This is a genomic window from Mycobacterium arosiense ATCC BAA-1401 = DSM 45069, from assembly GCF_002086125.1.
Classification (GTDB): Bacteria; Actinomycetota; Actinomycetes; order Mycobacteriales; family Mycobacteriaceae; genus Mycobacterium; species Mycobacterium arosiense.
The window spans coordinates 1-11368 of the sequence record NZ_MVHG01000123.1 but is presented as its reverse complement, the minus strand read 5'-3'; the positions used below and the strand labels follow the sequence as shown (position 1 = coordinate 11368).

The 11368-nt window shown below is 68.0% G+C and carries 12 protein-coding genes and 1 pseudogene; 2 read left to right on the top strand and 11 right to left on the bottom strand.

Going from position 1 to position 11368, the window contains the following annotated elements:
* Positions 1-73 precede the first annotated feature (73 nt).
* From rnc to sepIVA, 3 genes are all read right to left on the bottom strand, one after another.
* On the bottom strand, positions 74-787 hold the full coding sequence (gene rnc, locus BST14_RS26245; protein ID WP_083067219.1) for a ribonuclease III: 714 nt from the start codon (positions 785-787) through the stop codon (positions 74-76).
* On the bottom strand, positions 784-1380 hold the full coding sequence (locus BST14_RS26240) for a YceD family protein (protein ID WP_211280825.1): 597 nt from the start codon (positions 1378-1380) through the stop codon (positions 784-786). Before BST14_RS26240 ends, rnc begins: the two co-directional genes overlap by 4 nt.
* A gap of 68 nt (positions 1381-1448) precedes the next feature.
* On the bottom strand, positions 1449-2186 hold the full coding sequence (sepIVA, locus tag BST14_RS26235; protein WP_083067222.1) for a cell division protein SepIVA: 738 nt from the start codon (positions 2184-2186) through the stop codon (positions 1449-1451).
* A gap of 457 nt (positions 2187-2643) precedes the next feature.
* Between sepIVA and BST14_RS26230 the strand changes: the two genes are divergently transcribed.
* On the top strand, positions 2644-3810 hold the full coding sequence (locus tag BST14_RS26230) for a permease (protein WP_083067217.1): 1167 nt from the start codon (positions 2644-2646) through the stop codon (positions 3808-3810).
* Between the two features lie 6 nt (positions 3811-3816).
* On the opposite strand, the gene BST14_RS26225 is transcribed toward BST14_RS26230, so the two are convergent.
* The 7 genes from BST14_RS26225 to BST14_RS26200 form a co-directional block, all read right to left on the bottom strand.
* Positions 3817-5526 (bottom strand): thiamine pyrophosphate-requiring protein, encoded by a 1710-nt coding sequence (locus BST14_RS26225; RefSeq protein ID WP_083067216.1) that lies wholly within the window; start codon positions 5524-5526, stop codon positions 3817-3819.
* 277 nt (positions 5527-5803) lie between these two features.
* A complete protein-coding gene (gene coaD / locus BST14_RS26220; RefSeq protein ID WP_083067215.1) occupies positions 5804-6286 on the bottom strand; it encodes a pantetheine-phosphate adenylyltransferase in 483 nt (160 codons plus the stop codon).
* Entirely contained in the window at positions 6283-6459 is a 177-nt protein-coding gene (locus tag BST14_RS30185) for a hypothetical protein (protein ID WP_158085931.1), read from the bottom strand. The genes coaD and BST14_RS30185 overlap by 4 nt, the downstream gene beginning before the upstream one ends.
* Positions 6460-6483: 24 nt before the next feature.
* Positions 6484-7038 carry a 16S rRNA (guanine(966)-N(2))-methyltransferase RsmD gene (rsmD, locus tag BST14_RS26215; RefSeq protein WP_083067214.1) on the bottom strand — a complete coding sequence of 185 codons (555 nt, stop codon included), beginning with the start codon at positions 7036-7038 and terminating at the stop codon, positions 6484-6486.
* A gap of 10 nt (positions 7039-7048) precedes the next feature.
* The gene (locus tag BST14_RS26210; protein ID WP_083067213.1) at positions 7049-7693 is read right to left on the bottom strand and encodes a vitamin K epoxide reductase family protein; all 645 of its coding nucleotides are present in this window, start codon (positions 7691-7693) and stop codon (positions 7049-7051) included.
* A complete protein-coding gene (locus tag BST14_RS26205; protein WP_083067221.1) occupies positions 7690-8457 on the bottom strand; it encodes a DsbA family protein in 768 nt (255 codons plus the stop codon). The genes BST14_RS26210 and BST14_RS26205 overlap by 4 nt, the downstream gene beginning before the upstream one ends.
* Positions 8458-8559: 102 nt before the next feature.
* Complete coding sequence (locus BST14_RS26200; protein ID WP_083067212.1) at positions 8560-9678, bottom strand: alpha/beta hydrolase; 1119 nt, start codon at positions 9676-9678, stop codon at positions 8560-8562.
* Positions 9679-10037: 359 nt separating this feature from the next.
* Between BST14_RS26200 and BST14_RS26195 the strand changes: the two genes are divergently transcribed.
* Entirely contained in the window at positions 10038-10883 is an 846-nt protein-coding gene (locus BST14_RS26195) for an aldo/keto reductase (protein WP_083067220.1), read from the top strand.
* A 7-nt stretch (positions 10884-10890) separates the two neighbouring features.
* On the opposite strand, the pseudogene BST14_RS26190 reads toward BST14_RS26195, so the two are convergent.
* Positions 10891-11175 (bottom strand): annotated as a pseudogene (locus BST14_RS26190) (HNH endonuclease family protein); the annotation flags it as partial.
* Between the last annotated feature and the right edge of the window lie 193 nt (positions 11176-11368).

Sequence of the window (11368 nt, the reverse complement as noted above, 5' to 3'; positions counted from 1 at the left end):
ACACGATCGTGGCAGCATGCGGCGACGGCATCACCCATACTAACAAGAGCGGGCGAATTAACGACTCAGGACACTAGTTGGGCGTCGTCCCCGCGGTGTCCAGCACGTCGAGGGTCTTCCACGTCTGGGCCGCGGCCTTCTGCTCGGCTTCCTTCTTGGACCGGCCCACCCCCGTGCCGTATTCGGTGTCGGCCACCACGACCACCGCGGTGAACTCCTTATCGTGATCGGGGCCGGTGGAGGTGACGACGTAGGAAGGCGCGCCCATGCCGCGCGCCGCGGTCAGTTCCTGTAGGCTGGTCTTCCAGTCCAGCCCGGCACCCAGCGTCGGCGCGGCGTCCAGCAGCGGACCGAACAACCGCAGAATCACCTCGCGCGCAACGTCGATGCCGTGGTCGAGGTAGATCGCGCCCAGCAGCGATTCCATCCCGTCGGCCAGGATGCTGGATTTGTCGGCGCCGCCGGTGTTCGCCTCGCCGCGCCCCAGCAGCAGATGGCCGCCGAGGCCCCCGTCGCACATTTTGCGCGCGACGTCGGCCAGCGCCTGGGTGTTGACCACACTGGCCCGCAGCTTGGCCAGGTCACCCTCGCTGCGGTCGGGGTGGCGGTGGTACAGCTCGTCGGTAATGGTCAGCCCCAGCACGGCGTCGCCCAGAAATTCCAGGCGCTCGTTGGTCGGCAGGCCGCCGTGCTCGTAGGCGTAGCTGCGATGCGTCAGCGCGAGGGACAGCAGTTCGTCGGACAGTTCAACCCCGAGGGCGTCGAGCAGAACCTGCCGTGAGCTCACCGCCCACCCCGCGACTCGTCCGACTCGGCGCTGAACATGCCCGCCAGCTTGGCCCACCGCGGATCGATGCGATCGTGCTGGTGGCCCAGCTCGGCGGCCAGCGATACGCCGCATTCGGGACACAGCCCCGGGCAGTCCGGACTGCACACCGGCGAGAACGGCAGCTCCAGCCCGACGGCGTCGCGGATGGACTGCTCGAGGTCGATGGTGTCATCGACGATGTGGCCCACCTCGTCCTCCTCGGTGGTCGCCTCGGTGGTGCTGTCCGGGTAGGCAAACAGTTCGGTCAGCCGCACCTGCACGCGGCTGCGCAGGTCGGCCAGGCAGCGCGCGCATTCACCGGCGGTGGGGGCGGTCACCGTCCCGGTCACCAGGACGCCCTCGGACACCGATTGGACCTGTAGGTCGAGGTCCAAGGGTGCGCCGGCCTCGATCGCGATCATGTCCAGTCCGATGCGCGACGGGCTGGGCACGGTTTTTCGCAGGGTGACCATGGCCCCGGGGCGCCGCCCGAGCCGGGTGATGTCGAGCGCCATCGGCCCGGTCAGCCGTGACGTTGCGCCGCGGGCCGATGATGTGCTGTGCCGCGTCATACCGGAAATCCTACGGCGCTGACCGCACATTTCCAGGGCGTGGCCGCCCGGGTAGGCGGCCACGCGGGCTAGCGCACCGCGTAGTCGTGGGTTCCGGCGGCCGTGCGCAGTTGGTGACGACCGCGTCCCACCGAGCGCAGGGTGCCGTTGAGGAATTCCTCGAACTCGGCGAGCTTGTTGTCGACGTAGATGTCGCACTCGCCGCGCAGCCGGTCGGCCTCGGCGTGCGCCGAGTCGATGAGCCGCGTGGCCTCGGCGTTGGCCGCCTCCACCACGCTGTTCTGCGACACCAGGCGCTGCTGTTCTTTGATGCCCTCTTGCACGGCCTTCTCGTAGGAGATGTTGCCGTTTTCCAGCAGCCGGTCGGCCTCGGCCTGGGCGCGGCTGACGCTGGCCTCGTAATCGCGCTTGGCCGCCGTGGCGATGCGCATCGACTCTTCGCGGGCCTCGCCGACCATCCGTTCGCTGTGCTGGCGCGCCTCGCTCACCATCCGGTCGGCTTGCGCCTTGGCGTCGGACAGCAACCGGTCGGCCTCCGCGCGGGCGTGGTTGAGCATGGACTCCGATTCGGTGGTCGCCGAGGACACCATGGACTCGGCGTGCGTCTTGGCGTCCTGCAGCATCGAATCGCGGGCGTCCAGCACATCCTGGGCGTCATCCAGTTCACCCGGAATCGCATCCTTGATGTCGTCGATCAGCTCCAGCACGTCGCCGCGGGGCACCACGCAGCCGGCCGTCATCGGAACGCCACGGGCTTCTTCCACGATGGCGCTGAGTTCGTCCAGCGCCTCAAAGACTCGATACACGGCCATACCCTCCTGGCGTCTGCAAAGATCCGGTTGTTACCAGTGTGCCTGGTGATGTCTCTGTGACAACGGTGGTGAACACGGTGTGTCGGGTATTTGCCCGTTCGGGGCGCCTCAAACGCCCTGGCGCGCCGTTTCCGCCCAGGTCGTATGCATTCAGTGTCATCAGGAAGCGCCCGTTCACGCTGTTACCGCGGCCGCCACGGCCGCGCGAGGTGGTTCGTCCATATTCGTCGCCGGGCTCCCGCCGAGGCGGGACGGCCGCAGGGGCCGGGGTTTGCGTCGACGCCTTCGGCCCGGTTGTTTGCCAGCGATTCTAGGTCCCGGGCGGCCGGGCCACTATGGCCACCGGTGGCGGTCGCGCCGGCGCGGCGCGCATTCGTCTGTGCGCATATACCCCTATGGGGTATACTGGGTCGTTGAAAGCAGTCTCCTAAGGTCTACCGCAGGAGGACAGGTGACGGCGCTATCGGCGGTCGGGCACGCCTTGACGCTCGCGGGCTCGATGACGTGGGAAATCTTGTGGGCGCTGATCCTGGGCTTCGCCCTCTCGGCGGTGGTGCAGGCCGTCGTGCGACGTTCGACGATCGTGTCGCTGATGGGAGATGATCGCCCGCGCACCCTGGCGATCTCCGCCGGGCTGGGCGCGGCGTCGTCGTCGTGCTCGTACGCCGCGGTGGCGCTGGCCCGGTCGCTGTTTCGCAAGGGCGCCAACTTCACCGCCGCGATGGCGTTCGAAATCGGTTCCACCAACCTGGTGGTGGAATTGGGCATCATCCTGGCGCTGCTGATGGGCTGGCAATTCACCGCCGCCGAATTCGTCGGCGGCCCACTGATGATCGTCGCCCTGGCCGTCCTGTTCCGGCTGTTCGCGCGTTCGCGGCTCGTCGACGCCGCCCGCGAGCAGGCCGAGCGGGGAATCGCCGGCTCCATGGAAGGCCATGCCGCCATGGACATGTCCATCCGGGGCGAGGGCTCGTTCTGGCGACGGCTCTTTTCCCCGGCGGGCCTCACCTCGGTTTCGCACGTGTTCGTGATGGAGTGGCTGGCGATCCTGCGGGACCTCGTCCTGGGCCTACTGATCGCCGGCGCCGTCGCGGCCTGGGTTCCCGAAAAGTTTTGGCAGGTCTTCTTTTTGGCCGATCATCCGGGACTCTCGGTGCTGTGGGGTCCCATCGTGGGTCCCATCGTGGCGATCGTGTCCTTCGTGTGCTCCATCGGCAATGTCCCGCTGGCCGCGGTGTTGTGGAACGGAGGCATCAGCTTCGGCGGCGTCATCGCCTTCATTTACGCCGACCTGTTGATCCTTCCGATCCTGAATATCTACCGAAAGTACTACGGCATTAAAATGATGCTGACGCTGCTGGGCACCTTCTACGCCGCGATGGTGGCTGCCGGATACGTGGTCGAATTGATCTTCGGCACAACGCATCTCATCCCCACGCAGCGCAACGCGACGGTGATCGAGGCATCGATCTCCTGGAATTACACGACGTGGCTCAACATCGCCTTTCTGGCTCTCGCCGCCATCCTGATCGCCCGGTTCGTCACGTCCGGAGGTCTGCCGATGGTGCGCATGATGGGGGGCTCCCCCGAGGCCGGCCACTCAGAGCATCGGCACTGAGCGGGCTCAGGGTTGCGGCAGCCGCACGTCCAGCACCACGCACCGCCCTTGCTCGGCCTCGGCGAGCGCCCATTCGACGGCCTTGCTCATCTCGGCCGGCGTGTGCACCGTGCGACCGCTGCCACCGCACGCCGCGGCCAACGCGGCATAGTCGGTATCCGGGGTAAGCCGAGTCTCGCCGAAGTCGTTCTCCCGCACCGAAACTCCCTGCGGATACAGCTCCATCACCGGCAACTTGGAAGCCAGATACGACTGGTTGTTCAGAACGACCGTGACGAAGGGCGCACCATGGCGGTGCGCCGACCACAACGCGGCGGTGGGCACGCCGAAGTTGAACGAGCCGTCACCGCAGATGGCGACGACGGGCGCCTCTGGGCGCGCGAGTTTGACCCCGAACGCGCCGCCGAGCGCCCAGCCCAATGCCGGTGCACCCGTGTCGAAAAACTGCCCGGGTGGCCGCCGCACCTGCCGGGCCACGGCGGACCGGTTGGTCACGGCCTCCTGGACCACCACCGCGTCGTCGGGCAGCGCGCCGCCCAGCGCGGCCAGCATCGCATCGGGTGCGTCCGCCGGGCGATCGGAGGCGCCCCGGCGGGTCGCTTCGCAGTGCCGCTGCGCCGTGTCGGCCTCGGCCGCCTGCCGGCGCGCGGCCCACTTCTCCCGCAGCTCGTCGGTGGCCAGCCGCACCAGGGTCTGCTCGAGCAGCAGCAGCGCGACGCGGGTGTCGGCGGTCAACGCGACCTCGACCGGAAAAGACCACAGCGGCATGCTCGGTTTGACCGGATCGCCGTCGATCTGCACCACGCGGGCACCCGCGGGCGGGGCCACCTGCGCGGGCACCCAGGGCACTTCGCAGTCCAACAGCAGCACGGTGTCGGCGTCGGCCAGCGGCGCCGCGTCACCCACCACGTGCAACGGATGCCCCAGCGGTAGGTTGGCGCGGTCGCCCTGATCGATCACCGGCGCACCGAGTAACTCGGCGATTCGCCCCAGCACCGTTGCGGTTCCGGGGTCGGCGGCGGTCCTGGACGTGACGATGACAACCCGCTTGCCCGCCACCAGGATTCCCGCCAACCGTCCCAGCGCGGCCGGATCCGGGCCGGGCGGTACGGCCGGCGGCAGCCGGCGTGGCAGCGTGCCGACCCCGTGCTCCATCAACGCTTCTCGCGGCAGCATGACGTAGGCCGGGCCGGACGGGCAGGATTGGGTGACCTGGAAGGCCCGCCGGACGATCGGGGCCAGCTCGCGGCCGCGGGGAACCTCCATGTGCCACTTGGCGTAGTTGCGCACCGCGGCCGGCTGGTCGAGTTGCTCCTGCTGCCAATGGATGTAGTTGTCGCGGTGCCCGCGCACCCCCGGCGCCGAACTGTAGGGAGTGCGCCCGGCGAATACCACCACCGGAGTCCCGTTGCGCTGCGCGTTGTGCAGCTGGCAGCCCAGGTTCAGCGTCCCGGCATCGACGTGCACCATGACCGCCTGCGGGCGGCCGCTGACCATGTGATGGCCGACGGCCGCCGCCAGCGCGATGCTCTCGTGCACGCACAACACCGACCGCGGGCTGGGCCTGCCGGCGGCCCGCGCCGCGGCCAGCGCCTCCTGAATCGGCGCGGAATCGGTTCCGGGATTGATGAAGAACTGCGCGACTCCCTCATCGGCGAGCAGCGCGACCAGATCGGCCGCTGCCTCGGGCACGTCGAACAGATTGTCTACCGTCATGGTGCCGTTCTCCTATCGACCTCGGCGACCTCGCGTGCCCCCTCCTTCGGATCAGATCTTCAAGATACGTTTCAGGTGGGCGTCTGCGATCTTTTCCGGTGGACGAAGTTCCACGTGGCGCGCTCGAACCCGTCGACCGCCCCTGGCGAGGGACTCACAAGTAATCGACAAAGAATTCGGACACCATCGGGTACCCACGGCGCGGCGGTTTACCCCAGGCCGCCGCCGGCGTGGTCACCGCGCTTGCCACGCAAGGTTTCGGTGTCGATCGCCCGGGTCAGGACCGGGCCGAAAGCCGTGCGCGCAGACGGCGATTGACCGGCTCAGGCAGCAGTTCGGACACGTCGCCACCGAGCATGGCGACCTCTTTGGCCAGCGATGAGGACACGAACGAATAGCGCGGAGCGGTCGCGACGAAAAAGGTGTCCACACCGGCGACGTGTTTGTTCATCTGCGCCATCTGCAGCTCGTATTCGAAGTCGGTGCCGGTGCGCAGCCCCTTCACGATGGCGGTCATGCCCCGCGCCCGGACGAAGTCGACGACCAGGCCTTGTCCCGCCTCCACCCGCAGGTTGGGCAGGTGCGTCGTCGATTCGGTGATCATCGCGATCCGCTCGTCGAGGTCGAACATGCCCTTTTTGGCGGGGTTGATCAGGATCGCCACCACCACTTCGTCGAACTGAGCCGATGCGCGTTCGAAGACGTCGATGTGACCCAACGTCACCGGGTCGAACGACCCGGGGCACACCGCGCCCGTCATGCGCGCGACCCGATGCGAAGCGAAGCGATGCGGCGGGAGTACCACCCGCTCGCGGGGGAGAGCGGCGCCATGACGCGCGCCGTGACGATGCAGAGCGAAGCGATGCTAAGAAGCGGCGCCATGACGCGCGCCGTGACGATGCAGAGCGAAGCGATGCTGAGAAGCGGCGCCATGACGAATGACGGTACACGCCTACCTCAATGGCGCTCGGCCAGCTCCAGACGGGTGTCGCCGTACACCCGTTGCGGCCACGGAGCCCAGCCCGCCGGCCAATCCAGTGGCGCGCCGCCGACCGCACGCTCCACCACCGCGACGCTGCCCTGGCGCACCCACCCACGCGCGGGCAACGCCGCCAGCACGGCCTCGACTTCGGTGGCCTCGACGTCATAGGGCGGGTCGGCCAGCACCAGATCGAACGCGGCGTCGGTCCCGGCGGCCAGCACGGTCGTCACCGCCGCGCGCCGCAGCGTCGCACCGGGCAGGCCCACGGTTTCGATGTTGCGCGCGATGACCGACGCGCTGCGCGCGTCCGACTCCACGAAGAGCGCGGCCGCCGCGCCCCGGGACAGCGCCTCCAATCCGAGTGCCCCCGAACCGGCGTAGAGGTCCAGCACGGCAACACCGCTCAGGTCCAGGCGGGCCGACAGGATGTTGAACAGCGATTCGCGCACCCGGTCGGTGGTGGGCCTGGTGCCGCGCGGCGGGACCGCGATGCGACGGCCCCCGGCCGCGCCGCCAATGATCCGGGTCACCTGCGAATCCCTACAGCAGCGTCGACCAGTAGTCCCAGAACCGGGCCATGCTCAGCAAGAACACCGCGGTGAACCAGAGCGCGGCGATGGACCACCGCCATTGGAAGAGCACCCGCCCGGGGCCGGATCGCCGGTGCTGCAACACGGGGCGATAGGCGATCGAGGCGACCACCACCAGCAGCGAGATGGTGATGACCCACACCACCATGCAGTACGGGCACAACGCGCCGATGCGATACAGGCTCTGGAAGATCAGCCAGTGCACGAACACCGTCCCGACTACCAGCCCGGCCGTCAGACCCAGCCAATACCATTGGGGCAGAGCAACTTTCGTCAGCGCCAGCAGCCCAGTGACGACCACCACGGTGAAGGCCACCAGCCCCAGCAGCGGGTTGGGGAAGCCCAGCAGCGACGCCTGCGGCGTGATCATCACCGATCCGCAGGACAGGATCGGGTTGATGTTGCAGGACGGCACGTACGCCGGGTTTTGCAGGATGTCGATCTTCTCGACCGTCAGCGTCATCGACGCGACCAGCCCGACCAGCCCGGCGATCAGCACCCACCAGCCGCTGGGCGCGGGCACCCGCGCCTCCGGAGCCGGATCCGGCGTCAGGCCGGCGGGATCGGCAGCTTCGGTCGACACCGCACCGGTCACATCGCGGCCGGCGCGACCGCGCCGTCGATGCCCGGAATGTTGCCGACGATTTCCTTGATCTTGTTGACCAGCGCGTCGGGTGTCGACGGGTCGTAGTCCTCGCCGTTGATCTTGATGGTCGGCGTGGCGGTGATGTGCGCGGCCGCCGCTTCGCCGGTGACCTTGGACAGGTACTTGCCGCTGTTGATGCAGTCCGGCACCTTGCCCACCACACCGGCCTCGCGGGCGAGTTCGATGAGCCGCGCGTTGTCCGGGAAGGTCTTGCCGGTTTCGCTCGGCTGAATGTCGGTGCTGAACAGCGCGGCGTGGAAGCGCCGGAACGCGTCCTGGGACTCGTCGGCGACGCAGAGCGCCGCGGCGCCCGCGCGCGACGAGTAGTTCTGATTCCGCGAGCTGTCGAGGATCGACACCATGGAGTAGTCACCCGCGATGGCGCCGAGGTCGATGAGCTTGGACACGGTGGGGCCGAAGGTGCGCTCGAAGTTACCGCAGGCCGGACACAGGAAGTCCTCGTAGAACGTCACCACGGCCTTGGGGTTGCTGGTGCCGGGCTGGGTGACCAGCTTGCTCGACGTGACCCGGACCGTGTCGCCCGCGCCGGTGGGGCCGGTCTTCTTGTGGTGCGAGGTCACGATGTAGAAGACGAGGGCGACCGCGAAGATCACCACGAATGCGGTACCGCCGATTTGGACGAGCCGGCTCGACTTACCGCCGGAGGCCGACTTCATGTCGAATCGCGGGGGACGTTTGGGTTTGTCGGCCACAGGTTCCCTGATCTTTCGGTACGAGTTGTCGGTTTGCCCGGGTGCGGACAAAGCGATCGGACAAAGGCGCCTCTAGATTACCGGCGCCGACCCCTGCGGGAATCAGACCCGGCTCAGGTGTGCGCGCAGCGCCGAGATCAGCTCGCTGGTCGCGACCATGCTGTCGCCGCCCAGCTGGAACAGGTTGGCGAAGCCGTGGGTCAGCGAACCCAGGTACCGCAGGTCCACCGCGGCGCCGGCGGCGCGCAGCGCCTCGGCGTAGCTCTCGCCTTCGTCGCGCAGCGGGTCGAAACCCGCCACGGCGATCAGCGCGGGCGCCAGTCCGGTCAGCGATTCGGCCAGCGCCGGCGACACCCGTGGATCGGTGCGATCGAGACGCGACCCCCGCAGGTATTGCGATTCGAACCAGTCGATGTCCCGCTTGGTCAGTAGGAAGCCGCGCGAGAACAGGGTCAACGACCGGTTCTGGGCGGTGAAGTCGGTCCGCGGATAGATCAGCCATTGCAGCACCGGCGCCGGGGCGCCCTCGTCGCGCGCCATCTGGCTGACGACTGCGGCGAGGTTCCCGCCGGCGCTGTCGCCGCCGACCGCGACCCGGCCCGGCGTCGCACCCAGTTCGCCGCCGTGCTCGTGGGCCCACGTAAAAGCCGCGTAGGCGTCCTCGATCGCGGCCGGCGCCGGGTGCTCGGGGGCCAGCCGGTAGTCGATCGACAACACGTGGATGCCGGCGTCACGACAGGTCAGCCGGCACAGACTGTCGTGGGTGTCCAGGTCGCCGATGGACCAACCGCCGCCGTGGTAGAAGACCAGCAGCGGTGCCGCCTCGCCACCGGGCGGACGGTAATGCCGGGCCGGGATCTGCCCGCCGGGGCCGGGCAGCGACAGCTCGGCGACGTCGACGTGGATCTGCGGACCGGGAAACCCCACGGTCGACTCGCGCATCTGAGCGCGCGAGGCATGCGGGTCGTCGTCGACGACCAGGCCGTCGATGCCGACGGCGCGCAGGCCCGACAGCATCAGCTGCAACGTCGGGTCCAGCGTGTTGCCGTCGATGATCACCGAACGTCCGCGCACCAGCCCCCGCCTGATGGCGGTGGGAATCCACGGGATGACCTTGGCCCCGACGCTGGTGACGGCGCCCTGGATGCGACTGGCCAGCGGCACCGAGGCGCGCTGGACTCCGACCTCGAGCTCCGGTGCGCCTGACAGTCGCCCGGTCATGGCCAACCCCCTAACAACACGTGCTAACGCTCACCGACGGCCTCGGCGGCCACCAAGACGCGGCGATACCGCGTGGCCCACGCTACTGCAGCGGCACCGGCGTGCCGAGCGCATGGTGGGGCGAAGTGTGCGATTCGATGACGGGATCGGGCCGCGCCGCGGCGGGAGAGGACCCGCGCCCAGGTGTCGGTCAGTTGCATTTACTGACTAGGTAATATCGTTGTCCCCAGGTCGGTGAGCCTTCATCGGATTGCGAGCGACTTTCGGCGTGTTCGGTTCGAACTCAGCGCCTCGTTCGATGACGGAACTCGGCTCGGTGCACAATCTCGAACCTTCAATTTCACAGGCAGGTGAATGAATTGGCTGGCGAGTCGGGCTCCGCCGTACCCTCGATTGCTCTCAACGACGAAAATACGATCCCGGCCCTGGGCCTGGGGGTCGCGGAATTGTCGGATGACGAGACCGAACGCGCGGTGTCGGCGGCGCTGGAAGTCGGCTGCCGGCTGATCGACACCGCCTCGGCCTACGGGAACGAGGCCGCCGTGGGGCGCGCCATCGCCGCCTCCGGCATTCCCCGTGCCGAGCTGTTCGTCACCACCAAGCTGGCCACGGCGGACCAGGGCTTCAAGGGGGCGATGGACGCCTGCAACGCAAGCCTGGAGCGTCTCGGCCTCGATTACGTCGACCTCTACCTGATCCACTGGCCGGCCCCGGCCCTGGGCAGCTACGTCAATTCCTTCGGCGGCATGATCCAGTCGCGCGCGCAAGGTCAGGCCCGCTCGATCGGTGTCGCCAACTTCACCGACGAGCACCTGACGACGGTCATCGACCTCACGTTTGTCACCCCGGCGGTCAACCAGATTGAGCTGCACCCGCTGCTCAACCAGGAAGCGCTGCGCAAGACCAACGCCGAGCACAACGTCCTCACCCAGTCCTACACGCCGCTGGCGCTGGGCAAGCTGGACGACAACCCTACGGTTAATTCGGTCGCGGGCGAATACGGCAAGACCGCCTCGCAGGTGCTGCTGCGGTGGAACCTGCAGCTGGGCAATGCGGTCGTCTTCCGGTCGGCCAACGCCGAACACATCGCCTCCGACCTCGACGTCTTCGACTTCGAGTTGGCCGACGAGCACGTCGAGGCGCTCAACGGGCTCAACGACGGCACGCGGCTGCGCCCGGACCCCGAGACCTACGAGGGCACGTAAGGCGCCGCTACCCCGTCGGGCAGGTCGTCGCGGCCTGCCGCAGCACGCCGGTCGACGCCTGGTCCACCGGCAGCGAATAACCGCGGAGCACCGCGATGAATTGCATCGCGTACTGGCAGGCGAACGCCGCGTTCGGCGGCATCCATTGCGCCGGTGGCGAATCGCCCTTGTCCTGATTGGCCTGTCCATCGACGGCCAGCAGGTTGGCCGGATCGTTGGCGAAACGCAGCCGCTCGGGAGCGGGCCAGCCGTACGCGCCCATGTCCCAGGCGTACGCCAGCGGGACGATGTGGAATCCGTACCTGGCTTCCGGTACTGACGACATCATTGATAGAACCCGAAATCGAAGTCTCCCACGTGTTAACGGCAGCAATATCTGTATCTCAGATGTCCCGCCGCTGACATCGATGAACCGCCCCGGCGAGTCCGGAGACTTACTGGTTTGAGGACTCAGCCAGCGGCTGGTCTCCGATTCTGAGCGTAGT

Excerpts from the sequence above, each read along its gene's own strand:
- BST14_RS26240 (WP_211280825.1), bottom strand. The coding sequence starts at position 1,380 with ATGACGCGGCACAGCACATCATCGGCCCGCGGCGCAACGTCACGGCTG.
- BST14_RS26225 (WP_083067216.1), bottom strand. The coding sequence starts at position 5,526 with ATGACGGTAGACAATCTGTTCGACGTGCCCGAGGCAGCGGCCGATCTG.
- coaD (WP_083067215.1), bottom strand. The coding sequence starts at position 6,286 with ATGACGGGCGCGGTGTGCCCCGGGTCGTTCGACCCGGTGACGTTGGGT.
- BST14_RS30185 (WP_158085931.1), bottom strand. The coding sequence starts at position 6,459 with ATGGCGCCGCTTCTCAGCATCGCTTCGCTCTGCATCGTCACGGCGCGC.
- BST14_RS26200 (WP_083067212.1), bottom strand. The coding sequence starts at position 9,678 with ATGACCGGGCGACTGTCAGGCGCACCGGAGCTCGAGGTCGGAGTCCAG.